The organism is Pseudomonas paraversuta, from assembly GCF_904063065.1.
In the GTDB taxonomy this organism is placed as follows: Bacteria; Pseudomonadota; Gammaproteobacteria; order Pseudomonadales; family Pseudomonadaceae; genus Aquipseudomonas; species Aquipseudomonas paraversuta.
Window position 1 is genome coordinate 277755 of sequence record NZ_CAJFCL010000004.1, and the last position, 25304, is coordinate 303058.

The following is a 25304-nucleotide window of genomic DNA, read 5'->3' on the forward strand; positions in this document are numbered from 1 at the left end:
CGTAAATTCATGTCGCATTTATGAAGGTTTAAAGCGATTGCCTGTGCTAGTCAAAACATTTTTGATGTTGACCGCCACACGGCGCAGACACCACAAGGCATACGGCCTATTTAGCCGCATGCTCAAGCTGGAATTTTGATGTACGAGAACGGCGGCCTGGGTAAGGCCGCCGGAGCATCAGCGAGCTGCTGCCAGTTCTTGTTGGACGCTGGCGACAGTGCGAGGCCAAGGTTTACCAGCCTGAATCTTCGCTGGCAAGTTCTTGATTGCCGCAGTTGCTGCGGCATGGTTCGGGAAATTGCCGTAGGTGACGACAAACAGGGGCTTGCCGTTGAGCGATTTCTTGAAGTAGCGGGCTTGGCCACCTATTTCTTTGACGACGTTTTGTGCAGAGGCTTCGGAGCTGGTGCCGACAATCTGCACTACGTAGTTAGTTGCTGGCTGGCTGGAATACCAGCTACCGCCCGGTGCCGCCTTGGCCAGTGTGACCGGCTTCTCGGCCGGTTTCACCACAGGCTTTGGAGCCGGGGCCGGAGCAGGTTTGGCAACCGGAGCAGGTGCAGGTTTGGCTGCTGCCACGGCCGGTGCCGGCGCAGGACGCGGTGCTGCCACTGGTGCCGGGCCCGATGCCACGCCTGGAGGCGGCGCAGTGGTGGTTACGGTTGGCGGCTGGGCCACGCCACCGTCGACTGCAGGTACGCCGCCGTCATCGCCTTCAGCAATGCCGCCAGCGGCTTCAGCCAGAGGCCCGCGCATGACCGGCTGCGATTGACCCACCAGCGGCAATGGCATTGGCTGCGAAGAACCGGCGAAATCTATCGACGGATTGGCGCCGCCATTCGGCGTGGCCTGGCCCAATTGTGTCTGCTCAGCAGCGGGTGCGGTTGGTGCTTTGCTGCGACCCGGAATCAGAATGGCAGCGGCTACTGCCACCACCACTACGGCACCAATGGCCAATACGTGTTTCTTAGGCATGTTGAACCCCATACTTGGACGTTTGACCGCAGAACGGCTAGCAATCATGGCTTCGATCATTGCATCGCGGGCGACCTGATTGATGATGCCAGGCCAGCCTTCGGAGCTCTCGTGTATATCTGAGATCTGTTGTGCGCTAAAGAGTTCGATTCCACGCCCGGCACCTTCAAGGCGTTGCGCCAGGTACTCGCGGGTTTCTTCCTCGGTATAGGGCTGCAGCTCGATCACATGGAAGCGCTCTTCATCAGCGCTCAACTGCTCAAGCCCGTCAATCATTGACGGCTCGCCAAACAGGAAGACATGCGGCCGGCCTTCCGGCGCACCCGCCGCCAGGGCCAGCAGGGCCTCAAGAGCAGACTCGTCGAGCTGCTCGGCGTCGTCGACCAGCAGGTAGACTTCCTGCCCGGTCAGCGCCAGCTGTACCACTTGCGCCAGAATCGCGCCCACATCGGCCCGGGCAGCGTTCAGGGTCTGCGCCACCTGGCGCAAGATGCCAGCAGCGTCACCGGCACCCCGTGCCGACACCACCACGCTCTGTACTGACTGCTTGTTGGTGCTGGCGACCAGTGCCTGACGCAGCAAGGTCTTGCCGCTGCCCTCAGGCCCGGTCACCACCAACAGCAACTGGCTGTAGCGGGCAAGGTGGTGCAATTGCCCCAGCACCGGCTTGCGCTGGGCAGGGAAAAACTTGAACCCCGGCACCCGTGGTGCAAAGGGGTCATGGTTCAGCTGGAAGTGACCGAGGAACGCCTCGTCGGCATGCAAACTAGTCATCAGGATCTTATTAACCTTTAAGCTGAGCCAGTGCGCGGTAATCCGCACCCAGCGTGGCTTGTAGAACCTCTTGTGGATAATCGTCAGTCACTGTGGCTTCGCCAAGACGGCGCAACAGCACCAGTCGCATACGACCGTCGATCACTTTTTTATCAACTGCCATGTGTTGCATGAAGTCGGCTTCGCTCATGTCGGCAGGCGGCACAACCGGCAAACCTGCACGCTGGAACAAACGGATACCGCGATCACGCTCGGCCTGGTCGATCCAGCCTAGACGGAAAGACATTTCCAGCGCCATCACCGTACCTGTCGCAACCGCCTCGCCATGCAGCCACACGCCATAGCCCATATGGGTTTCGATGGCGTGGCCAAAGGTGTGTCCAAGATTGAGGGTGGCACGCACACCCGACTCGCGTTCATCGGCGCCGACCACTTCGGCCTTGGCCGAGCACGAACGCTGAATGGCGGCAGTCAGGGCAACCTGATCGAGGCCACGCAGGGCGTCCATGTTGTCTTCCAGCCAGGTCAGGAAAGGCTCGTCGCAAATCAACCCGTACTTGATGACTTCCGCCAGCCCTGCGGACAATTCGCGGGGCGCAAGGGTATTGAGGGTTTGCGTATCGATCAGCACCAGATTGGGCTGATAGAAGGCACCGACCATGTTCTTGCCCAGCGGATGGTTGATCCCGGTTTTGCCGCCCACCGACGAATCAACCTGCGAGAGCAAGGTGGTTGGCACCTGGATAAAGTCGACACCGCGCTGATAGCAAGCGGCGGCAAACCCGGCCATGTCACCAATCACGCCACCACCAAGGGCAATCACCGTGGTGCGCCGGTCATGGCGGGCTGTGAGCAGGCCATCGAAAATCAGCTGCAGGGTTTCCCAGTTTTTGAACGATTCGCCATCGGGCAGGATGATCGGCAGCACCGAATACCCCGCCAGGCTGCGGGTCAGGCGCTCAAGATAGAGGGGAGCCACGGTGGTGTTGGTCACAATCGCCACCTGGCGACCGGCGATGTGCGGAGCCAGCAGCAGCGGCTGATCCAACAAACCTTCGCCAATGTGAATCGGGTAGCTACGCTCGCCTAGATCAACCTTCAGTGTTTGCATGAATCCCCGCATTGAAAAAGGACAGCCGGCGCCCTGTCTCACAATTATCAAGTGTGGGTCGCGCCGGGAAGTGACACAACCCTATAGCCTTTGGCCATACCGCTGAAGCAAAACAAGCTTTGTCGGAGCGGGCCTGGCGGCGGCTGCATGAACCTGGTCAAACCTTGTGACCGCGGCACCTGCATCGCTGGCAAGCCAGTTCCCTCAATACCTTTGACTGCCTGACAGCACGCCATGGCCGGCGCCGAGGATAGCGCATTTCGCAACGCACTTTAATGGCCCGGACATGGATACACCGTCAAGGGTGCGATGGTTTTTTGTAACCGCTGTCGAAGCAGCGACTACCGTGGGGCAAGTTGAGCCAGACGTTCGAGAATATTCAGAACCACCATCCGCGGCGGTCGCTCATCGGTTTCGACCACCAGATCGGCGATTTCCCGATAGAGCGGGTCGCGAACAGCCAGCAGGTCCCGCAGAATTTTCTCCGGGTTGGCATTGCGCAGCAGAGGTCGGTTGCGGTCACGCGCGGTACGTGCAACCTGCTGCTCGATGGAGGCATGCAAGTACACCACCCGCCCGCCATTACGCAGCGCAAGCCGGTTTTCCGGGCGCATGACCGCGCCACCACCGGTTGCCAGTACCACGCCATCGGCTTCGCAAAGCTCGGCAATCATCGCCGCTTCACGATCACGAAAGCCCGGTTCGCCTTCTTTATCGAAGATCCACGGGATATTGGCACCGGTGCGCAATTCAATTTCCTTGTCGGAATCTTTGAACGGCAGGTGCAGCTCTTTGGCCAGCAAACGTCCGATGGTGCTTTTTCCAGCCCCCATTGGCCCAACAAGAATCAAATTTCGCACAGAATCAATGACTCACAGCAATCGCCTGGTTGTTCATGATACGCGGAGTCAGGAACACCAGCAGTTCGGATTTTTTTTCCTGGACAACGTCTCTCCGGAAAAGTCGGCCAACATACGGCAGATCGCCAAAAAATGGCACTTTATCTATTACTTTGCTTTGAGTATTTGAGAACACGCCCCCAATCACAATGGTTTCTCCGTCTTTAACCAGCACCTTGGCCTTGACCTCGTTCTTTTTGATCGGCGGCACATCGTTGACCATATTGATGTAGTCAGGCTCGTCCTTGGTCACCACGACTTCCATCAGGACGCTGTTGTCCGGGGTGATTTGCGGCGTCACCTGGAGAGACAAGGAGGCCTCCTTGAATGACACCGAGGTTGCCCCGCTGCCGCTGGTCTGCTGATAGGGAATTTCGGAGCCCTTGAGGATTTTGGCGGTTTCCTTGTCTGAGGTAACGACCTTGGGTTGAGAGATGATTTCACCGTTACCGGTCTTTTCCATGGCGCTGAGTTCCAGATCAAGCAACAGGTTGTTGCTGATGAAGGCGACACCCAACCCCGAGGTATTGCCCCTGACACCGAGATCGACGAAGGGTGAATTCAAGTCTGCAGCCCCGCCTGCTGCATCAATACCTCCTGCGCTCAACCTGCCACCCTGATTGACCGCCCCGCCCCAGCGCACCCCAAGATTCCTTTCAAAGTCCACCCCGGCCTCAACAATACGGGCCTCGATCATGACCTGGCGCACCGGCACATCCAGCTGAGCCACGATGCGCCGCAACTCTTGCAGTTGCTCGCCGGTCTGCAAGGCAATGATGTGATTGGTGCGCTCATCAACCGTGAGCGAGCCTCGCCCCTGGGCGCCGGGCTGAGCAGCGGTCACTGACTGAAACAGGCTGGCAATGTCTGCCGCCCGGGCATGCTTGATCTGCACCAGCTCCCGACGCAACGGTGCATGTTCGGCCAGTTGAGTGCGCAGATCCTGCTCATACTGCTGGCGGGCAGCCATTTCTTCGGCAGGCGCTACCAACAGCACATTGCCCTCAAGGCGTTTGTCGAGATCCTTGCTTTTAAGCACCAGGTCCAGTGCCTGATCCCAGGGGACGTCCTGCAAATTGAGGGTCACACTGCCTTGCACGGCATCACTGACCACCAGATTGAACCCGGTAAAATCTGCCAGCAACTGCAGCACAGTGCGCACTTCGACGCCCTGGAAGTTAAGGGATATGGTTTCGCCCACATAGACCGCCCCGGGCGCTTTTGAGCCTGGGGACTCAAGAGAGCCGGCTGGCACGACCGCCAGTAACTGCTGCGAATTCAGCGCGCTGCATAGCGCCAGTACACACACCGGGAAAGTCCTTTTCATGGCGTAGTTCCGTCAAGACTGCTGTTTTAAAGGGATCGTCAGGGACCGCTCCAGCCAACCGCCCCGACCATCGGAAATAACCTCAAACACCTCAACCCGGGCGTTATTGATCGAGGCAATCTGACCGTTGTTGCGACCTAGGTAATCGCCGATTTTCAACCGATGGACAACACCCTTGGCTCGCAACAAGGCATTGATTTGCAGAGCACTGGAAAGCGTGCCGACCATTTCGAATTGTTCAAGGTCAATGCCTTCCAGAAACTGCCGGGGCCGGTTGCCGTCAAGTTCATCATCGCGCAGAAGACTTGCTTGCCAACTACCGGCGCCAGCTTCTCCTGCAGCCTGAAAAGGGCTGCGCAGAGCCTGGGCCGTGTAGACAAACGGCGGCCGGTCACCAGCCTGCGCAACCGTTACAACCGCATCCCCCCCACGCATCCGGACTTCCTGAAGCCAGGCCTGCAACTGCACAGGGCTTTGCCCGTTGTCGCATCCCGCCAGGGCCACCGCCCACCCCATGACCCATAACCGGGCCAGAACACTCACGGGGCAGATTCCTGATCGTGGGTGCGGTAAGTACTGGCCAGCAGGGTCATGCGCAATTGGCCGTTACCCGCAACACTGAGCGGGGCAAGGGTAAAATCCTGCACCGTAACAATGCGCGGCAAGCCAGCAAGGCCGCTGACGAAAAGACCAAAGTCGTGATAAGCCCCGACCAGCGACAACTGCAATGGCAGCTCGCTATAAAAAGGTTGAAGAACTTCGGGCAACCACTGGATGCGTTCGATCATCAGGCCGCTGGTCAGGCCCAGTAGTGAGATCTGGTCAAGCAGCGCGGGGACTTCTGCCTTGCGGGGCAGTTGCGCCATCAAGTGTCTGAAAGAGCTTTCCAGCACCTGCACTTGCTGCAGGTGAGCATCAAACCCCGAAACATGCGCGGCCATGGACTCAAAACCGGTCTTGAGCACAGTCTCTGTCGCACGTTCCTGCTCGAGCCTGGTGAGCGCAGACTGAATCTGCAGCAGATACCCCGCCAGCAACACAAAACCCACCAACGCCAGCGCCACCAGCGATTTTCGCCGCAGTGACCAGTCACCCGACTGAGCCGGGTTCAACTCGTGCAGCTCAAGGACGCGCAGGCTCTGCAGCCAGTGCGCAGCCATCAGAGCACCCCACCGGCGGGCGCATGCCGGCTGCGTACGGTCATCTGAAATAACCGCTCATTGCCCCCGGTGTGCACCGGCCCCGCTTTCACATCGATCAGTACGGGGGTTTCCAGCCAGTGCGACGCATCCAGGTTGCGCATCAACTCGGCGACCAGTTTATTGGACAGGGCAACCCCCGTGATGACGATGGTGCGCTCGGTCATTTTTACGTCGGTGAAATACACCCCCACCGGCAAGCTGCGGGCCAGTTGCTCGAGGATAATCCCGCTGTCCGAGCGGTTGCCCTGGAGCGTCTCGATCGTTTGCATGCGCTCAAGCAATTGCTCGCGGCGCACCTTCAACTGATCGATTTGCCGGGCCCGCCCATCCAGCTGCACCGTGGCGCTGCGGATCAAGTCATTGCGCGCCAGCTGCCGCTCTACGGCGCGGTCGATGAAGCGATCGATCACCAGCAGGCCACCTGCTGCTGCCACAGCCAGGGCGAGCAGTACAATCAAAAAAACCCGGCTGCGCTTTTCACGCAGCAATGCGCGCCAGGGCAGCAAGTTGATTCTCGCCATTAATCAAACCCCCTCAAGGCCAGACCACAGGCAGTCAACAACAGCGGAGCATCGCAGAACAAGGCTTCAGGCGCGAGTGCAGGATTGAGATCCATGAGCGCAAACGGGTTGGCCACCCGCGTCGGTATACCCGTTTGCGCCTCAACCCGCTGATCCAGCCCCGGGCGCGACGCCCCAGCACCCGCCAACAGGATCGAGACCACCCCAGGGCCACTGCCGGACTCGGCAAACTGCGCAAACCCGCGCTGCAGATGCTCAGCCCCAGCGGTGCTCAAGGCTTCATTGCAAAAATCGGCGGAGCCAAACGGCAGCTCTGCGCAGTGGATCACAAGGCCTTGCCGGACGATGCTTAACCCCGTCGTTGCCGCGGCGAAGTCCAGCACGGCCACTGTGCCCGTCACATCCAAGGGCTGAGTCGGACCAGGGGCCCAGACCGCTCCACGGGCCAGGGCATGGGCCTGAACATCAACCACTCGCGCCTTCAGTCCGGCACCGCTCAACAGTGCCTGGTACCAGGCCAGGGTCTCTTGCCGGCAGGCCACCAGCAATACGCTGACCTGACCCGGGCTGCTGGATACATGCTCTTGAACCTCGAAGTCCAGTGCCGCATCTTCAAGGGCATAGGGCAGATATTGCTCGGCCTCCAACCAGACATGAAGCTCCAGATCTTCCCGGCTCAGCCCCGCTTGCACCTCAAAGGTTTTACCTATGACCAGCGCGTCAGGCACCGCCACGACAGCATCACGGGCCTCTACCCCCGCCCTGCCCAATGCCCCGAGCAGCGCTTGTGCGACACTTTTCGGATCCGCGCCGGTCTGATCATCTGCACCCGGGATCGCCAGCGGTTGAACGGCATATGCCTGCAACCTGAACCTGCCGTGCGCACGGCTCAGTTCGACGATTTTTATCCCGTGCGAACCGATGTCGATTCCCACATATCGCTGGCCGGACTTGTTGAATAATCCGCTCACTGATGTTTTCCCTAATGCAATCCGTGACTTACGGAGGGGTAAAAAATGAGATCCGCTCAAAACCCGTTCTGACATGTGGCCCATGACGCCCATGAGCGAAAAATGCTTATAATGCCGGGCGTTTTTTTCCGTATCGTCGACCCGGCGCACTTGCGCATTACCCTGACGTGCAAACCCATTTCTCAATCTGGAAATCCAAAAGCCTTGATTCGTCTGCTGAAGTTTTTCGGGTGGTCTTTCGTTGCTGTGTTCTGCGGGCTCCTGCTCGTGCTGAGCGGCGCGTTTCTCTATCTTAGTCCTGGCTTGCCGTCCGTAGAGTCGTTGAGAAGCATCCAGTTGCAGATTCCTTTGCGGGTCTTCACCAGCGACGGCAAATTAATCGCAGAGTTCGGCGAAATGCGCCGCTCCCCGATCAAGTTCGCCGACATTCCACCCAATTTCATCAATGCCTTGTTGTCTGCAGAAGATGACAATTTCGCCAATCATTACGGGGTTGATCCCAGCAGCCTGATGCGTGCCGCCACCCAGTTGGTAAAAAGCGGACACATTCAATCGGGTGGCAGCACCATCACGATGCAGGTGGCGAAGAACTATTTCCTCTCCAGCGAGCGCAGCTTTTCGCGCAAAACCAATGAAATCCTGTTGGCTCTGGAGATCGAGCGCGAACTGACCAAGGACGAAATCCTTGAGCTGTACGTGAACAAAATCTACCTGGGCAACCGCGCTTACGGCATCGAGGCCGCGGCGCAGGTGTACTACGGCAAATCGATCCGCGACCTGAGCCTGGCGCAGATGGCCATGATTGCCGGTCTGCCCAAAGCCCCTTCGCGCTTTAACCCGCTGGCCAACCCGGTGCGCAGTAAAGAGCGACGCGACTGGATTCTGGGCCGCATGTACAAGCTCGGGAAAATCGACCAGGCCAGCTACGAAGCCGCAATTGCCGAGCCGGTCAACGCCAGCTACCACGTACCCACTCCGGAAGTCAGCGCACCGTATATCGCCGAGATGGCCCGCGCCGAAATGGTCGGGCGCTATGGCAGCGCTGCCTACACCGAGGGCTACCGCGTCACCACCACCGTGCCGAGCAATCTTCAGGAACTGGCCAACACCGCCGTACATGAAGGCCTGATCGCCTATGACCAGCGCCACGGCTATCGCGGTCCGGAATCCCGCTTGCCGGGCAAAACCCCGGCGGCCTGGGCTCAAGAGCTGGCCAAGCAACGCCCGTTCAGCGGTCTGGAGCCGGCCATCGTGACCCAGGTCGACAAAAACGGCCTGCAAGTTCTGACCCGCACCGGAGAAGGCCACGTGGCCTGGGACAGCATGAAATGGGCGCGCAAGTTCCTCAATACCAACAGCATGGGCCCCATGCCCAAGCAGCCTTCCGATGTGGCGCAAGTCGGCGACCTGATTCGCGTACAGCCACAAGCCGATGGCAGCCTCAAGTTCAGCCAGGTGCCAAACGTACAAGGCGCTCTGGTTTCCCTTGATCCGGACAACGGCGCCATTCGTGCCCTGGTCGGTGGTTTTGCGTTCGAGCAGAGCAACTACAACCGCGCGATGCAGGCCAAGCGCCAACCGGGTTCAAGCTTCAAACCTTTCATCTATAGCGCCGCGCTGGATAACGGCTACACCGCCGCCACCCTGGTCAACGACGCGCCGATCGTGTTTGTCGACGAGTACCTGGACAAAGTCTGGCGCCCGAAGAACGACACCAATACCTTCCTCGGCCCGATCCGTGTGCGTGAGGCGCTGTACAAGTCGCGCAACCTGGTCTCGATCCGCTTGCTGCAAAGCCTGGGCATCGACCGCACCATCGACTACATCAGCAAGTTCGGCTTCAACAAACAGGACCTGCCGCGCAACCTGTCGCTGGCCCTGGGCACGGCAACCCTGACCCCGATGGAGATTGCCACCGGCTGGAGCACCTTCGCCAACGGCGGTTACAAGATCACGCCGTACCTGATCGACAAGATCGAAAGCCGCAACAGCGAAACCCTGTTCGTGGCCAACCCGCCAAGCGTGCCGAAAGACGCCAGCAAAGATGTGCCGAAAGAAGCCGCAGCGCTGACCATCGACACCATCAACGCCGCACCGGGCTTGCCGACGACTGAAACCCAGGCGGTCGCCGAGCGCATCGTTGACGGGCGTACCACTTACATCCTCACCAGCATGTTGCAGGACGTGATCAAGCTCGGCACCGGGCGCCGCGCCCTGGCGCTGGGCCGTACCGATCTGTCGGGCAAAACCGGTACTACCAACGAATCCAAGGATGCGTGGTTCTCCGGGTACAACGCCGATTACGTGACGACCGTGTGGACCGGTTTCGACCAGCCGGAAAGCCTCGGACGTCGCGAGTACGGTGGCACCGTCGCCCTGCCGATCTGGATCACCTACATGGGCGGCGCACTCAAAGGCAAGCCTGCTCACAGCCAGGCCGAACCCGAAGGCATCCTCAGCCTGCGCATAGACCCGGCAAGCGGCCGTATCGCTTCCCCCGGCACCCCTGGCGCCTACTTTGAGCTGTTCAAGAGCGAAGACACACCACCTACCAACAGCGAACTGGGCAATGGCGTAGCGCCAGGCAGTCCGCTGCCGGCAGATGATGGCGCGCCGATCGATCTCTTCTAACGAGATCGCCAGCCGCAAGCGCCCCGTACAGGCGCTTGCGGCCAGCCCAGAGTGGCATTGATCCAGGCCAGCGTTCAAAAAGTCATAAACCTGCATGGCTGCTTGCCTGAAGCCAGGTCAAACGGGCAATTGCCCAACGTCGCCAGCTGATAGTGGTCCAGTGCGCAAGATTGCGTGCTGCCTGAGCGCATCGGACACAACGCCCCCAAGCACCCCGAAAACCAAAAAGCCCCGATGCTTCGCAGCATCGGGGCTTCAGGTTTGACGCTAAACGGAATTAGCCGTTAAACACGTCATCCACGCTTTTGAGCGGGTAGTTTTTCGGGTATGGCAGGGTAGCAACACCGGTCTCGATCGCAGCTTTGGCCACGGCATCGGAGATCAGGGTGATCAGGCGGGCATCCATTGGTTTCGGGATGATGTACTCACGACCGAACTCCAGCTTGATACCGCCGTAGGCGTCGCACACTTCCTGTGGCACTGGCAGTTTGGCCAGTTCACGCAAGGCGTTGGCCGCTGCGATTTTCATCTCTTCGTTGATACGCTTGGCACGGACGTCCAGAGCACCACGGAAGATGAAAGGGAAACCCAGTACGTTGTTGACCTGGTTCGGGTAGTCCGAACGACCTGTGGCCATGATCACGTCGTTACGAGTGGCGTGGGCCAGCTCCGGAGAAATTTCCGGATCCGGGTTGGAGCACGCGAACACGATCGGGTTAGGCGCCATGCGCAGCAGGTTTTCAGCGCTCAGCAGGTTCGGACCCGACAGGCCAACGAACACGTCTGCGCCTTCCATGGCGTCAGCCAGGGTGCGCTTCTCGGTAGCGTGGGCAAATACCGCCTTGTACTGGTTCAGGTCGTCACGGCCGGAGTGAATCACCCCGGTACGGTCGATCATGTAGATGTTCTCGATGGCCGCGCCCATGCTCACCAGCAATTTCATGCAGGAGATGGCTGCAGCGCCGGCGCCCAGGCAAACGATTTTGGCATCGGCCAGGGTTTTACCGGCGATTTCCAGGGCGTTGATCATGCCGGCCGCGGTCACGATGGCGGTACCGTGCTGGTCATCGTGGAATACCGGAATATCGCACTGCTCGATCAGGGCACGTTCGATCTCAAAGCACTCAGGTGCCTTGATGTCTTCGAGGTTGATGCCGCCGAAGGTGATGGAAATGCGTTTAACGGTGTCGATGAAGGCTTGCGGGCTTTCGGAGTCAACTTCGATGTCAAAAACATCGATACCGGCAAAGCGCTTGAACAACACGCCTTTGCCTTCCATAACAGGTTTGGAGGCCAATGGGCCGAGGTTACCCAGGCCCAGAATCGCGGTACCGTCAGAAATTACGGCTACCAGGTTGCCCTTGCCGGTGTACTTGTAGGCAAGTTCAGGGTCGCGGGCGATTTCGCGCACTGGTTCGGCTACACCCGGGCTGTAAGCCAGCGCTAGATCGCGGGCAGTAGCGGTAGGTTTGGTGAGCTCGACACTCAGTTTCCCTGGACGGGGCTGGGCATGGTATTCGAGAGCGGCGGTTTTCAAATCAGACATGTGGGCAATCCGCTTTTATGCTGTTGGACAGACGGATCGCCGAGCATACGCGTGTCGCAAAGTCCCGACAAGACTGACCAGTCAGCAGTGTCAAGGGCTTTACCTTAAGACTTTGGGCCAAGAGCCGCGCCCTGCAAGGGCTAGAGTGTTCACAATCACCATTAAAAATTGTCTACAACTTTTAATGCGCAATGACTTTAAACATCCCCGGATCAGTCAAAGGCAGCATCCAGCGCGCCTGCCCGCCTTGCAAACCACCACGCCTGGCGCGGTCCAGAACCCAGCCACGGGCCTCAATCTGCGCGCCCTGCAGCCTGAGGAGGGCCTTGTGATCAAAGCCGCCCAGCTGATTGGGTGCAATATGCAATACCAGACCGCCCTGCAGATCGATCCAGAGTCCACCGCGATTGCGCTGCACCTTACTGACCGTTGCGCTGACCAGAACGAAACCCGAGCGGGTGATTTGCTGCGGCGTCAGCACCGGCGACTGCCGCCATAGCCCCAGCCCGGATGCCCGGGCGCTTTGCTCGGCCGCTTGCTGGCAATCGAGTAACCGGGTATTCGGGGCGATTGCCACCTGATAGGCCAGGCCATCGGCCAGCAACCGGGCTTCAAGATTACTGCCATCGGCGCCAAACACATGGGCAAGGGTGCGCCCGTAACGGTCCTGAGCCTGCTTGCCCGCGAGCAATCCGACCCGGCCATCGCTTTGCGCCACCAAGTCTTGCAGGCGCTTGCGCGCAGCGTCGGCAAAAGGCTCGGCGGACTGGCCTTGCTTCCCCGTCTCCGGGGCATTGAGGCCGATCATGCGCACGCTGCGGCCATCCTTGAGGCGCAGGGTGTCGCCATCGACCACCCGCTGCACCTGTGCGTATGACAAGGCTGCCGGTGCAGGGCACAGAGGCGCGGCAGAAACGTCAGCCAGCCAAATCCCGGACACAAAAAAGGCGCCCGCAAGGGACGCCTTTTTCAATAACCCGGCCAGACCAGAAAGCCTGCCCAAGGTCATCAGCCTTACTCGGCTGCTTTGTCTGCTTCTGCTGCTGGAGCTGCTTTAGCGCCGAAAGCACCAAAACGAGTCTTGAAGCGATCAACACGACCGCCAATGTCCAGAGTTTTCTGCTTACCGGTGTAGAACGGGTGGCACTCGTTGCATACGTCAGTGCCCAGTGGCTTGCACAGGTTCGAACGGGTTTCGAACTTGTTGCCGCAGCTGCAAGTTACCAGGATTGTTTCGTACGCTGGATGGATATCGGCTTTCATGGGGTATTCCTCAGGCTAGCGTGCCGCCACTCAACACCATTGTTGAATACCGCACGTAAATTTAGGGCGCCGATAATACCAGACCTTTGCATTGACGCAAGTGACCAATCATGCTCTCCCCAAATTCTTTCACCATTCATTGACCTGCCTTTTAGTCCCGGACCGCGTTGTCTGCTAGGCTCCGGGCCATCTTTGCCGTTCATCACTTGAGAGCCCCGCGTGCCCGACGCCATTTTGCGCCTTGCCCTGCCTTCCCCCTTGCGCCGCCTGTTTGATTACCGGGCGCCTGCGGGCGTGCTGCGCAGTCAATTACAGCCCGGGATGCGCCTGCGGGTACCGTTCGGGCGGCGGGAAATGATCGGGATTCTGGTTGAAGTGGTCGACCACAGCGAAGTGCCGGCCGACAAGCTGAAACCGGCAATCGCACTGCTCGATGCCACACCGCCGCTGCCGGCCTCCCTGTTCAAGCTCTGTTTATGGACCTCGCAGTATTACCAGCACAGCCTGGGCGACACCCTGAGCTGGGCGCTGCCGGTGTTGTTGCGTCAGGGCGAGCTGGCCGAAACCCGCCAGGAGCGGTTCTGGCAGATCGCCCCCGGGGCCAAGCTTGACGACCCGCGTGTCGCCCGGGCCCCGCGCCAGCGCGAGGCGCTGGCCACCCTCGCCCAGCACCCCCACGGCGTGGCCCATCAACTGCTCAGTAAATTGATGTTGAGCAAAGACAGTCTCGACCTGCTGCTGGCCAAAGAACTGGTCACCGTGGAAATCCGCCGTCACGCGCCGAGTGAGCGCCACGAACACTGGCTGGCCCAGCCCGAACTGCCACTCAACAGCGAACAACGGGCCGCCTACGAGGCGATCCGGGCAGGATTCGACCACTTTCATGCCTTTTTGCTGGCTGGGGTGACGGGCAGCGGCAAGACCGAAGTGTATTTGCAACTGATCCGCGAGACGCTCCAGGCAGGTAAACAGGCGCTGGTGCTGATCCCCGAGATCAACCTGGGCCCGCAAACCCTGGCCCGTTTCGAGCAGCGCTTCAACGCGCGCATCGCTCTGGTGCACTCGGCGGTCAACGATCGGGAACGCCTCGAAAGCTGGCTGGCAGCCCGGGATGGCGAAGCCGACATTATTATTGGCACCCGCTCGGCACTGTTCACCCCGATGAAAAACCCCGGGCTGATCATCATCGACGAAGAGCACGACGGCTCTTATAAACAGCAGGAAGGTTTGCGCTATCACGCCCGGGATTTGGCACTGGTACGCGCCCGCCAGGAAAACATCCCGATTGTGCTGGGCTCTGCCACCCCGTCCCTCGAAAGCCTGCACAACGCCTATACCGGTCGCTACGGCCTGCTGCGCCTGAATGAGCGCGCCGGCGGGGCCAAACAACCACGCTTCCTGCGCCTGGATGTGAAAAGCCGTCCACTGGACAGCGGCATTTCCGGGCCGATGCAACAGGCCATCGGCCAGACCCTCGCCGCGGGCCAGCAAGTGCTGGTGTTTCTCAACCGCCGGGGCTTCGCGCCGACCCTGTTGTGCCATGACTGCGGCTGGATGTCGGAATGCCAGCGCTGTGATGCGCGCATGACCGTTCATCAGCGATCCGGCGAACTGCGCTGCCATCACTGCGGCTACGTCGAACCTGTACCGCGCAATTGCCCGCAATGCGGCAAAGTCGATTTACGGCCCGTGGGCGCCGGCACCGAGCGCGCCGAAGAGCGGCTGGGGATTCTGTTTCCGGACTACCCGGTGCTCAGGGTCGATCGCGACAGCACCTCGCGCAAAGACGCGATGAACCAGCTGTTTGCCACGATTCAAAAGGGCCAGCCGTGTATTTTGATCGGCACCCAGATGCTTGCCAAAGGCCATCACTTTCCCCGGGTGACGCTGGTCTCGATCCTCGACGCCGATGGCGGTTTGTTCTCCGGTGACTTCCGCGCCAGTGAGCGCATGGCCCAGCTTATCGTTCAGGTCGCGGGTCGGGCCGGGCGCGCCGAAGAGCCGGGCAAGGTGATAATCCAGACTCACCTGGCCGACCATCCGCTGCTGATCCAACTGACCGAGCAGGGTTACTTCGCCTTCGCCGAACAGGCCCTGAGCGAGCGTCGGGCCGCCGGGCTGCCGCCCTTCGCCCACCTGGCCCTGCTGCGTGCCGAGGCCCACAAGCCGGGACAGGCCGAAGGTTTCCTGGATGAGGCGTGCAGCGAGGCCGAACGTTTACTGGCCGAGCTGAACTTGGGCGGCATCGAACTGCTCGGCCCGGTACCGGCACCCATGGAGCGCCGTGCCGGGCGCTATCGTGCTCAGCTATTATTGCAAGCCAATGCCCGCGGCCCCTTGCATCGACTGCTCAGCCAATGGCTGCTGGTGCTGGAGCAAATGCCCAGCGGCCGTCAGGTGCGCTGGTCGCTGGATGTAGATCCGGTGGATTTGTATTGAGCCACCGGCAATTTGCATAAACCCTGAACTACCCGGCCGCCAAGGTTGGCAAGGCTGCTTTCGCAACGGATAATACCCAGTTTTTCCACCTGCGCACTGAGGCGCTACCGCGCTTGCGGTCGACAGAGAAGACCATGAAAGACACCATTCGCAAGCTGATTCAAAAAGCCCTAGCTCAACTCGTCACAGAAGGTGTGTTGCCTGAAGGCCTGACGCCAGCGATTCAGGTGGAAAACGCCCGTGACAAGACCCACGGCGACTTCGCCAGCAACATCGCCATGATGCTGGCCAAACCTGCCGGCATGAAACCCCGGGATCTGGCTGAAAAAATCATCGCGGCCCTGCCTGCCGATGAGCAAATCAGCAAGACCGAGATCGCCGGCCCCGGCTTCCTGAACTTCTTTCAGAACACCCAGGCCCTGGCTTCGCGCCTGGACGCAGCCCTGGCTGACCCGAAAATCGGCGTGCACAAGGCCACCAGGCCAATGCGCACCGTCGTGGACATGTCCGCCCCCAACCTGGCCAAAGAGATGCATGTGGGCCACTTGCGCTCAACCATCATCGGCGACGGCGTGGCACGGGTCCTGGAATTCCTCGGCGACGAGGTGATTCGCCAGAACCACGTGGGCGACTGGGGCACCCAGTTCGGCATGTTGATGGCGTACCTGGAAGAAAACCCGATCACCAGCGACGAGCTGTCCGATCTCGAGAACTTCTACCGCGCCGCTAAAAAACGCTTCGACGAGTCTCCTGAATTTGCCGAACGCGCCCGCGGCCTGGTGGTCAAGCTGCAAGCCGGCGACCCGGATTGCCTGGCGCTGTGGACCAAGTTCAAAGATATCTCGCTGTCCCACTGCCAGAAAATTTACGAGCAGTTGAACGTCAAACTGACCATGGCTGACGTTATGGGCGAAAGCGCCTACAACGACGACCTGATCAACGTGGTCAACGACCTCAAGGCCAAGGGCATGCTGGTGGAGAGCAACGGCGCCCAGTGCGTGTTCCTCGACGAGTTCAAGAACGCTGAAGGCGAACCGCTGCCGGTGATCATCGTCAAAGCCGATGGCGGCTATCTGTATGCCACCACTGACTTGGCAGCCATTCGCTATCGCAGCGGCGTGTTGAAAGCCGATCGGGCCTTGTACTTCGTCGATCAGCGCCAGGCATTGCACTTCCAGCAAGTGTTTGCAGTTGCCCGCAAGGCCGGCTTTGTGACCCATCCGATGGAAATGGAGCACATGGGCTTCGGCACCATGAACGGGGCCGACGGTCGTCCGTTCAAGACCCGCGATGGCGGTACGGTGAAGCTGGTCGACCTGCTGACCGAAGCCAAGGAACGCGCCTACACCCTGGTCAAAGAGAAAAACCCGGAACTGGCGGAAGACGAGCTGCGCGCAATCGCCAAGGTCGTCGGCATTGGCGCGGTGAAATACGCGGATCTCTCCAAACACCGCACCAGCGACTACAGCTTCAACTTCGACCTGATGCTGAACTTTGAAGGCAATACCGCACCTTATCTGCTGTATGCCTACACCCGGGTCGCGGGCGTGTTCCGCAAACTGGGCAAGAACTTCGACGAAGTTGAAGGTCAAATCGTCCTGGAGGCACCGCAAGAACAAGACCTGGCCGCCAAATTGGCGCAGTTCGGTGAAGTGCTGAACAACGTTGCCGAAAAAGGCACCCCGCACACCCTGTGTACCTATCTGTACGAAGTGGCCGGGTTGTTCTCCAGCTTCTACGAAAACTGCCCGATCCTGACGGCCGAAGACGAAGCGCAAAAACACAGCCGTCTGCGCCTGGCAGCTCTGGCGGGTCGTACCCTCAAGCAAGGCCTGGAACTGCTGGGCCTGGAAACTCTGGAGCGCATGTAAGTTGGCCGCCAAGAAAAAACCTGCACCCAAGCGAGGCGCCAGCCGCTATCAGGCGCCTGCAAAGAAGCCGATCCCGGGCTGGCTATGGATGGCCATCGGCCTCACCGTGGGTGCGTTTATCGTGTTTCTGATGAAACTCGAGCCCGGCAAGGGCGACGATGTAAAACGGGTCAAGCAGGAGCAGCAGAAAGCGGCGCAAGTCGCCGAGGCCAACAAAACTGCGCCTAGCCCGACCCAGCCGGTCAAGCCCAAGTACGACTTCTACACCTTGCTGCCGGAGTCGGAAGTGATAGTGCCGCCGGAGGCCGTACCGGAGAAAACTCCGCCTACGCCGCAAACGGCGCCACTGGCACCGGTGACGCCTGCCGAAGCTGCAAAAATCGATACTGCCCGCGCCCAGGCGGCCTTGAGCGGCATTACCCCGCCTCCTGCGCCACCCGTCGCCAAAGCTGCACCTGTTACCAGATTTTTCCTGCAAGCCGGTTCGTTCCGCAAACAGGCCGATGCTGAACGGGTGCGCGCGCAAATCATTTTGCTGGGCCAGACCGCCACGGTTGAAGCCGGCACGGTGAAAGATGAAACCTGGTATCGGGTACTGGTCGGCCCGTTCAGCAACCGCGAACAGCTGACCGTCGCCCAGAAACAACTGGCCGGTAGCGGCTTCAACAACCTGTTGTTGCAACAACGCCGCTGACCAAAGGCGGCTCCCACAGAAACTGCAAACAATCTGTGGGAGCCGGCTTGCCGGCGATGGCAGCACCCCATCATCCAATTCGCTGGCAAGCCGGCGCCCGCCCAATTCCCCCTCGTATCCGCGTTCCATTCATCTGCATTCCCTCTGCGCTGTTGAAAAACCGTCTACAACCCCCATATGTATTTCCATCAGGCATTTTCGCCCCGCTGCGTGGAGACTCTCCCTTGACCACCATCGTTTCAGTACGCCGTCACGGCAAAGTCGTTATGGCTGGCGACGGCCAGGTTTCTCTTGGCAATACCGTGATGAAAGGCAACGCGAAAAAAGTCCGCCGTCTCTATCACGGCCAGGTCATTGCCGGTTTTGCCGGTGCTACCGCTGATGCATTTACCCTGTTTGAACGCTTCGAAGGCCAGCTGGAAAAACACCAGGGCCATCTGGTTCGTGCAGCTGTCGAGTTGGCCAAAGAATGGCGTACCGACCGCTCGCTGAGCCGCCTTGAGGCGATGCTGGCTGTCGCCAACAAAGACGCGTCCCTGATCATCACCGGTAACGGTGACGTGGTTGAGCCGGAAGACGGCTTGATCGCCATGGGCTCCGGTGGTGCATTCGCCCAGGCTGCAGCCCGCGCCTTGCTGATGAAAACCGATCTGTCGGCCCGCGAAATCGCCGAAACCGCCCTCGGTATCGCCGGCGACATCTGCGTATTCACCAACCACAACATCACTATTGAGGAGCAGGACCTCGCTGAATAAGCCAACTGCCGGGCCGGCTCACCGGCCCGTTTGCTTGATTCTGCTAGAGGAACGCCAATTACTATGTCCATGACTCCCCGCGAAATTGTCCACGAACTCAATCGCCACATCATCGGCCAGGACGACGCCAAGCGCGCCGTTGCCATCGCCCTGCGTAACCGCTGGCGCCGGATGCAACTGCCTGAAGAACTGCGAGTTGAAGTCACCCCGAAAAACATTCTGATGATCGGTCCGACCGGCGTCGGTAAAACCGAAATCGCCCGCCGCCTGGCCAAACTGGCCAACGCGCCGTTCATCAAGGTTGAAGCGACCAAGTTCACCGAAGTGGGCTATGTCGGCCGCGACGTTGAATCGATCATTCGTGATCTGGCTGATGCGGCGATCAAGCTGCTGCGCGAGCAGGAAATCGTCAAGGTTCGCCATCGCGCCGAAGATGCAGCCGAAGAGCGCATCCTCGACGCCCTGTTGCCGCCTGCCCGTACGTTTGGCGAAGAAGCCGCCACGCCGCAGGACTCCAACACCCGTCAGCTGTTCCGCAAGCGCCTGCGTGAAGGCCAGCTGGACGACAAGGAAATCGAAATCGAAGTCGCAGACATTGCCGGCGTCGATATTTCCGCGCCGCCAGGCATGGAAGAAATGACCAACCAGCTGCAAAGCCTGTTTGCCAACATGGGCAAAGGCAAGCGCAAGAACCGCAAGCTGAAAGTCAAAGAAGCACTGAAAATGGTGCGTGACGAAGAAGCCGGTCGCCTGGTCAATGACGAAGAACTCAAGGCCAAAGCCCTTGAAGCCGTTGAGCAACACGGCATCGTGTTCATCGACGAAATCGACAAGGTTGCCAAGCGCGGCAATGTCGGCGGTGCCGATGTGTCCCGTGAAGGTGTACAGCGTGACCTGCTGCCGCTGATCGAAGGCTGCACCGTGAACACCAAGCTGGGCATGGTCAAAACAGACCACATCCTGTTTATCGCTTCGGGGGCATTCCACCTGAGCAAGCCAAGCGATCTGGTGCCGGAGCTACAAGGCCGCCTGCCAATCCGGGTCGAGCTCAAGGCACTGACGCCGCAAGACTTCGAGCGCATCCTCAGCGAGCCGCATGCGTCCCTGACCGAGCAATATCGCGAGTTGCTGAAAACCGAAGGCCTGAACATCGAGTTCATGCCCGAAGGCATCAAACGCCTGGCCGAAATTGCCTGGCAGGTGAACGAAAAAACCGAGAACATCGGTGCTCGCCGCCTGCACACACTGCTTGAGCGCTTGCTGGAAGAGGTGTCTTTCAGCGCCGGCGATATCGCCAGCGCACAAAAAGACGAGCCTATCCGGATTGATGCTGAATACGTGAACAGCCACCTGGGCGAACTGGCCGAGAACGAAGACCTCTCGCGCTATATCTTGTAAACCCTCACACAACCTGTAGCCGCTGGCGCAGGCAGCGATCGCCGACTCCGTTGCCGATCGCTGCCCGTGGCAGCGGCTACGGTGTGTGTGATGAGAAAAAGGTTTTGTCCCATGAGCTCTACTCCAGCGCCAATCCCCAGCGCCATCAACCTGCACAAAGCCTCAAAAACCCTCACCCTCAAATATCCCTCTGGCGAGCAATACCACCTGCCTGCGGAATTTCTGCGCGTGCACTCCCCGTCCGCCGAAGTCCAGGGCCATGGCAACCCCATTCTGCAATTCGGGAAAATCAACGTAGGTCTGAGCAAGGTAGAACCGGCTGGGCAATATGCGCTGAAAATAACCTTTGATGATGGCCACGACAGCGGCCTGTTCACCTGGGAATACCTCTATCAGCTCGGGGTTCGCCAGGAAGAGCTGTGGGCTGATTATCTGCAGCAACTGAAGGAAGCCGGCAAGTCCCGCGACCCGTCAGAATCCATCGTCAAGTTGATGCTGTAACGCCAGCCCCGGTGGGAGCCGGCTTGCCAGCGATGGCATTGGCATCGCTGGCAAGCAAGCCCAAAGTTGCTATGGACTAAAGCGCTGCGTCAGATTTTGGCTCTGGAGTAACCACAGAAGACTTGGCGGCGGCCGGCTTTTTGGCTGCGGCCGGTTTTTTAACCGCCGGTTTGGCTGCTGCAGGTTTAGCTGCGGGCTTGCTCGCAGCAGTTGCTGGCTTGGTTGCCGGCTTGGCCGCTGGTTTTGCCTTTGGCTTGGCGGCTGACTTGGCGACTGCTTTAACAGCCGGTTTTGCCACTGGCTTGGCCGCTGCGGGTTTCGCAGCGGGTTTGGCTGCAGCTTTGGCAGCTGCCGGCTTGCTGGCAGACGAAGCCTTGGTGGCAGCAACTTTGGCTGCCGCCGCGGTGAGCTTCTCGATATGTTTGGTCAGGGTCTCGACCTTGGTGTGTAAGGTTTTGACCTCTTCACGGCTCGGAACACCCAAACGTGAAATCGCGCTGTTAAGGCGTTTATCAAACGCCTCTTCGAACTCGCTCCACTTGCCCAGGGCCAGGTCTTTAACATCCTCGACCCGGGTACGGGCAGAAGAGGTGGTCGATTTGGCGCTGTCAGCCAGTTTACCGACTGCAGCCTTGGACAGTTTTTCGGCCTTCTCCCCATCTTTGACTAACGAATCAAATAGCTTGCTGCCGTCTGTATCGATCTTCGAGTACACACCCAAACCTGCCAGCCAGATTTTGCGCGAGTACTCTTCGACCTTGCCTACCCATGAATTGCTGTCTTTGGCAGTCGGTTTTTTAGCAGCCATCGTGTTCCCCTCAATGTTAAGTCGCGACGTCAGTGAGCAAGATCGTCGAATCATCAAGATGAACAGAGTGCTCACCTGCATCAGGTTTAGACGCTAAGTGGCCTTGCTGCCAGTCAGAAGCCCATCGGGGCAGGCACAACAGTGCTACTTCACGACAACGCCTTGTCCAGCGAGCGCTCGATTTCCGATTGAATCATGCCGCTCATCGCAGACATCAGCATGCCCAGCTCAACGTCGACCCGAATGGTTTTCTCGCCGATTGCCAGGGTGCCGTTAACCCCCGAACGCTTGAGCTTTACTGTATCTCCGGACCAGTCAGGGGTCAGCCCATACTGCCCCGCCAGCTTCTCAACCAGGGGTAGAGCTTTTTCACGTGCTGCCTCAAGGCCCAGGGTATGGGTCCGTTCAACGCTGATACGAGCCATTGGTTCACTCCGAGTAAATAAGGCCGACACTATACTTACCTTCAGCCTCGCCAAGACAAAGCCGGCCACCGGGATTAGAATGGCCAGCATTCTCTTTTGGTGACAGCGATATGACTGATCAGCGCAAAGGCAGCGATGCCGAACCCACCACCCACTTCGGCTTCAAAAATGTGCCGGAAAGCCAAAAGGCGGAAAAAGTCGCCGAGGTTTTTCACTCTGTAGCCGCTAAATACGACCTGATGAACGACGTACTGTCGGGCGGCATGCACCGCCTGTGGAAGCGTTTCACCATCGAACTGTCCGGCGTTCGCCCTGGCAACAAGGTGCTGGACATCGCAGGCGGCACCGGTGACCTGGCCCGTAAGTTTTCCCATCTGGTTGGCCCGACCGGCCAGGTAGTGCTGGCAGATATCAACGCCTCCATGCTCAAGGTTGGACGTGACCGCCTGCTGGACAAAGGTGTGGCCGGCAATATCGAGTTCGTTCAGGCCGACGCTGAAAAGCTGCCGTTCCCGGACAACCACTTCGATTGCGTGACCATCGCCTTCGGCCTGCGCAACGTGACCCACAAGGAAGACGCATTGCGCTCCATGCTGCGGGTACTCAAGCCGGGCGGGCGCTTGCTGGTGCTGGAGTTCTCCAAACCGACCAACCCATTGATGTCCAAGGTTTACGATGCTTATTCGTTCGCCTTCATGCCGATGGTGGGCAAGCTGATCCTCAATGACCCGGAGAGCTATCGCTACCTGGCCGAGTCGATCCGCATGCACCCGAACCAGGAAACACTGAAGTCGATGATGGTCGAGGCCGGGTTTGACCGGGTGACCTATCACAACATGACTTCAGGCATCGTTGCGCTGCACCGCGGCATCAAGCCCTGATGTTGCTCCGCGGCCTTCTCGCCAGCGTCGAAAACGGCGTCAATCGCATTTTGCGGCTGGACAGCACGGCCATGGCGCGCTTGCAGCCTTTGACCGGCAAAGTGATTGCTGTCGAATGCGCGGCTCCGGCATTGCAGCTGTTTATCCTGCCCAGCGATGAAGGCCTGCTGCTGGCCACCCAATGGGCTGCAGATGCCGATTGCACCCTGCGTGCACCTGCTGCCAGCTTGATGCGTCTGGTCCTGAGCAAAGACAAGACCGCCGTGCTGCACAGCCCTGAAGTAGACCTTGAGGGCGACAGCCACGTGTTGATGGCGCTTGCCCAGGTGCTGCAAGACCTGGATCTGGACTGGGAGTATGAACTCTCGCGCTGGCTCGGACCGGTTGCCACGGCACTGATCGGCGGTCATTTGCGCAGCCGCGCCAACTGGTATCAGCAAGGGTTCGCCAGCCTTAATCAGAATCTGGCCGAATACCTCAGCGAAGAAGCCCGCACCTTGGTCGGAGAACGTGAAGCGCAAGCGCGTTTTGACGAACTCGACCAACTCAAACTCGACCTGGACCGCCTTGAGGCGCGCTTTGAGCGCCTTGGCCGATCCCTCAATTCCAGCGATAACGCATGAAGCTGCTTGCCATACGCCGTTTGTTCCGCATCCAGCGCGTCGTCATTCGCTACCGCCTTGATGACTTGCTGTTCGCCCTGCCCTTGCCATGGTGGATGCTCTCGCTGCGCTACGCGCTGCCGTGGCGCTGGTTCCCGCGCAAGAAGCTGGAGCTGAGCCGGGGCGCTGCGCTGCGCCTGGCGCTGCAGGATCTGGGACCGATCTTTATCAAGTTCGGGCAAATTCTCTCGACCCGTCGCGACTTGCTGCCCGAAGACATCGCCGACGAACTGATGCTGTTGCAGGATCGCGTACCGCCGTTCGACCCGCAGGTAGCGGTCAAGCTGATCGAAGAGCAACTTGGCGCCACCATCGGCGAAGTGTTCAGCCGTTTCGACATCGAACCCCTGGCCTCGGCCTCGGTGGCCCAGGTGCACTCGGCCAAGCTCAAGACCGGCGAAGAAGTTGTGGTCAAGGTCGTACGCCCGGGCCTCAAGCCAATCATCGGTTCAGACTTGGCCTGGCTGTTCATTCTGGCCAGGGTTGCCGAACGCCTGAGCGCTGACGCCCGCCTGCTGCACCCGGTGGATGTAGTCAGCGATTACGAAAAAACCATTTACGACGAGCTCGACCTGTTACGTGAAGCGGCCAACGCCAGCCAGCTCAAGCGCAACTTCGAAGGCTCGCCGATGCTTTACGTGCCGCAGATCTACTGGGACTGGTGCCGGCCAAAGGTTCTGGTCATGGAGCGCATCTACGGGGTTCAGGTCACTGACCTGAAAACCCTCGCCGATCAGCGCACCGACATGAAGATGCTGGCCGAACGCGGGGTCGAGATTTTCTTCACCCAGGTTTTTCGTGACAGTTTCTTTCACGCCGACATGCACCCCGGCAACATTTTTGTCAGCACAGTCAGCCCGTGGAGCCCGCAATACATCGCCATCGACTGCGGCATTGTCGGCAGCCTGACCCCCGAGGACCAGGACTACCTGGCGCGCAACCTTTTTGCCTTCTTCAAGCGTGATTACCGGCGGGTGGCGCAGTTGCACATTGATTCGGGCTGGGTACCGGCGCACACCAAGCTCAACGAGTTTGAAGCGGCGATCCGTACCGTATGCGAGCCGATTTTTGAAAAACCGCTGAAAGAAATTTCCTTTGGCCAGGTGCTGATGCGCCTGTTCCAGACCGCGCGGCGCTTCAACATGGAAGTCCAGCCACAGCTGGTGCTGCTGCAAAAAACCCTGCTCAACATTGAAGGGCTGGGGCGTCAGCTGTACCCCGACCTCGACCTGTGGAGCACCGCGCAGCCGTTCCTTGAACGCTGGATGCGTGAACGGGTGAGCCCGAAAACCCTGTTGCGCAACCTGCACAGCCAGGTCGAGCAGATCCCGCATCTGGCGGGCATGACCCGCGACCTGCTGGAGCGCATGTCGCAGCCCCATAGCAAAAATCAGCGGCTGGTGGTCAGCGAACCCCGGGACAGCTGGTTCCTGCGTCTGCTGGGTGCCGGGCATCTGGCCGCCGGGGCCCTGCTGGCCAGTGTCGGGCCGCTGCACACCCTCAGCTACTGGCCGGCCGGTATCTTGCTGGCAGTGGGCCTGTATCTGATCGTACGCAGATAACCTGCAGGAGCTAGCTCTGTCCTGCAGGAGTTCTAGCCACTCTCTGGCGAGGCTGGCAAACTGTTAAATCGCTACGCGCGGAGTCGAA

At 59.5% G+C, this 25304-nt stretch carries 22 protein-coding genes and 1 pseudogene; 10 read left to right on the forward strand and 13 right to left on the reverse strand.

The window, feature by feature from the left end:
- Positions 1 to 177: 177 nt before the first annotated feature.
- The 8 genes and pseudogenes from JQ845_RS10120 to pilM all read right to left on the reverse strand — a co-directional run bounded on the left by JQ845_RS10120 (position 178) and on the right by pilM (position 7780).
- On the reverse strand, positions 178 to 1749 hold the full coding sequence (locus JQ845_RS10120) for an AAA family ATPase (RefSeq protein ID WP_203008946.1): 1572 nt from the start codon (positions 1747 to 1749) through the stop codon (positions 178 to 180).
- A gap of 10 nt (positions 1750 to 1759) precedes the next feature.
- Positions 1760 to 2860, reverse strand: coding sequence for a 3-dehydroquinate synthase (gene aroB, locus JQ845_RS10125; protein ID WP_003438810.1), 1101 nt, complete (start codon positions 2858 to 2860; stop codon positions 1760 to 1762).
- A 341-nt stretch (positions 2861 to 3201) separates the two neighbouring features.
- Positions 3202 to 3720 (reverse strand): shikimate kinase AroK, encoded by a 519-nt coding sequence (gene aroK, locus JQ845_RS10130; RefSeq protein WP_003438807.1) that lies wholly within the window; start codon positions 3718 to 3720, stop codon positions 3202 to 3204.
- 4 nt (positions 3721 to 3724) lie between these two features.
- Positions 3725 to 4963 (reverse strand): annotated as a pseudogene (locus JQ845_RS10135) (type IV pilus secretin PilQ); the annotation flags it as partial.
- Between the two features lie 135 nt (positions 4964 to 5098).
- The gene (locus JQ845_RS10140; RefSeq protein WP_203008948.1) at positions 5099 to 5629 is read right to left on the reverse strand and encodes a pilus assembly protein PilP; all 531 of its coding nucleotides are present in this window, start codon (positions 5627 to 5629) and stop codon (positions 5099 to 5101) included.
- Positions 5626 to 6246 (reverse strand): type IV pilus inner membrane component PilO, encoded by a 621-nt coding sequence (locus JQ845_RS10145; RefSeq protein WP_203008949.1) that lies wholly within the window; start codon positions 6244 to 6246, stop codon positions 5626 to 5628. The genes JQ845_RS10140 and JQ845_RS10145 overlap by 4 nt, the downstream gene beginning before the upstream one ends.
- Complete coding sequence (locus JQ845_RS10150; RefSeq protein WP_003438796.1) at positions 6246 to 6809, reverse strand: PilN domain-containing protein; 564 nt, start codon at positions 6807 to 6809, stop codon at positions 6246 to 6248. The genes JQ845_RS10145 and JQ845_RS10150 overlap by 1 nt, the downstream gene beginning before the upstream one ends.
- On the reverse strand, positions 6809 to 7780 hold the full coding sequence (gene pilM, locus JQ845_RS10155; protein WP_203008950.1) for a type IV pilus biogenesis protein PilM: 972 nt from the start codon (positions 7778 to 7780) through the stop codon (positions 6809 to 6811). The genes JQ845_RS10150 and pilM overlap by 1 nt, the downstream gene beginning before the upstream one ends.
- A gap of 207 nt (positions 7781 to 7987) precedes the next feature.
- Between pilM and JQ845_RS10160 the strand changes: the two genes are divergently transcribed.
- Positions 7988 to 10411, forward strand: coding sequence for a penicillin-binding protein 1A (locus tag JQ845_RS10160; RefSeq protein WP_369826397.1), 2424 nt, complete (start codon positions 7988 to 7990; stop codon positions 10409 to 10411).
- 277 nt (positions 10412 to 10688) lie between these two features.
- On the opposite strand, the gene JQ845_RS10165 is transcribed toward JQ845_RS10160, so the two are convergent.
- The 3 genes from JQ845_RS10165 to rpmE form a co-directional block, all read right to left on the reverse strand.
- Complete coding sequence (locus JQ845_RS10165; RefSeq protein WP_003438767.1) at positions 10689 to 11957, reverse strand: malic enzyme-like NAD(P)-binding protein; 1269 nt, start codon at positions 11955 to 11957, stop codon at positions 10689 to 10691.
- 181 nt (positions 11958 to 12138) lie between these two features.
- A complete protein-coding gene (locus JQ845_RS10170; RefSeq protein WP_010656289.1) occupies positions 12139 to 12966 on the reverse strand; it encodes a thermonuclease family protein in 828 nt (275 codons plus the stop codon).
- A gap of 5 nt (positions 12967 to 12971) precedes the next feature.
- Positions 12972 to 13220, reverse strand: coding sequence for a 50S ribosomal protein L31 (rpmE, locus tag JQ845_RS10175; protein ID WP_003438761.1), 249 nt, complete (start codon positions 13218 to 13220; stop codon positions 12972 to 12974).
- A 219-nt stretch (positions 13221 to 13439) separates the two neighbouring features.
- Between rpmE and JQ845_RS10180 the strand changes: the two genes are divergently transcribed.
- The 6 genes from JQ845_RS10180 (at position 13440) to JQ845_RS10205 (ending at position 20878) form a co-directional block, all read left to right on the forward strand.
- A complete protein-coding gene (locus JQ845_RS10180) occupies positions 13440 to 15659 on the forward strand; it encodes a primosomal protein N' (RefSeq protein ID WP_203008951.1) in 2220 nt (739 codons plus the stop codon).
- Between the two features lie 134 nt (positions 15660 to 15793).
- The gene (argS, locus tag JQ845_RS10185) at positions 15794 to 17530 is read left to right on the forward strand and encodes an arginine--tRNA ligase (RefSeq protein WP_203008952.1); all 1737 of its coding nucleotides are present in this window, start codon (positions 15794 to 15796) and stop codon (positions 17528 to 17530) included.
- A gap of 1 nt (position 17531) precedes the next feature.
- Positions 17532 to 18224 carry an SPOR domain-containing protein gene (locus JQ845_RS10190; protein ID WP_010656292.1) on the forward strand — a complete coding sequence of 231 codons (693 nt, stop codon included), beginning with the start codon at positions 17532 to 17534 and terminating at the stop codon, positions 18222 to 18224.
- A gap of 224 nt (positions 18225 to 18448) precedes the next feature.
- A complete protein-coding gene (gene hslV / locus JQ845_RS10195) occupies positions 18449 to 18979 on the forward strand; it encodes an ATP-dependent protease subunit HslV (protein ID WP_003438754.1) in 531 nt (176 codons plus the stop codon).
- Positions 18980 to 19042: 63 nt separating this feature from the next.
- The gene (hslU, locus tag JQ845_RS10200; RefSeq protein ID WP_003438752.1) at positions 19043 to 20377 is read left to right on the forward strand and encodes an ATP-dependent protease ATPase subunit HslU; all 1335 of its coding nucleotides are present in this window, start codon (positions 19043 to 19045) and stop codon (positions 20375 to 20377) included.
- A gap of 111 nt (positions 20378 to 20488) precedes the next feature.
- Positions 20489 to 20878: a gamma-butyrobetaine hydroxylase family protein gene (locus JQ845_RS10205; RefSeq protein WP_127195703.1), complete on the forward strand. Its 390-nt coding sequence runs from the start codon at positions 20489 to 20491 to the stop codon at positions 20876 to 20878.
- 76 nt (positions 20879 to 20954) lie between these two features.
- Here the strand turns inward: JQ845_RS10205 and JQ845_RS10210 are convergent, their stop codons facing one another.
- Positions 20955 to 21686 (reverse strand): phasin family protein, encoded by a 732-nt coding sequence (locus JQ845_RS10210; RefSeq protein ID WP_203008953.1) that lies wholly within the window; start codon positions 21684 to 21686, stop codon positions 20955 to 20957.
- 149 nt (positions 21687 to 21835) lie between these two features.
- Complete coding sequence (locus JQ845_RS10215) at positions 21836 to 22111, reverse strand: polyhydroxyalkanoic acid system family protein (RefSeq protein WP_003438745.1); 276 nt, start codon at positions 22109 to 22111, stop codon at positions 21836 to 21838.
- Positions 22112 to 22221: 110 nt separating this feature from the next.
- Between JQ845_RS10215 and ubiE the strand changes: the two genes are divergently transcribed.
- Genes ubiE through ubiB form a run of 3 tightly spaced genes read left to right on the forward strand, consistent with a single transcriptional unit; the run spans position 22222 to position 25216 of the window.
- Positions 22222 to 22992 carry a bifunctional demethylmenaquinone methyltransferase/2-methoxy-6-polyprenyl-1,4-benzoquinol methylase UbiE gene (gene ubiE, locus JQ845_RS10220; RefSeq protein WP_003438744.1) on the forward strand — a complete coding sequence of 257 codons (771 nt, stop codon included), beginning with the start codon at positions 22222 to 22224 and terminating at the stop codon, positions 22990 to 22992.
- Entirely contained in the window at positions 22992 to 23615 is a 624-nt protein-coding gene (locus tag JQ845_RS10225) for a ubiquinone biosynthesis accessory factor UbiJ (RefSeq protein ID WP_202211122.1), read from the forward strand. Before ubiE ends, JQ845_RS10225 begins: the two co-directional genes overlap by 1 nt.
- Entirely contained in the window at positions 23612 to 25216 is a 1605-nt protein-coding gene (ubiB, locus tag JQ845_RS10230; RefSeq protein ID WP_003438740.1) for a ubiquinone biosynthesis regulatory protein kinase UbiB, read from the forward strand. The genes JQ845_RS10225 and ubiB overlap by 4 nt, the downstream gene beginning before the upstream one ends.
- Positions 25217 to 25304 lie beyond the last annotated feature (88 nt).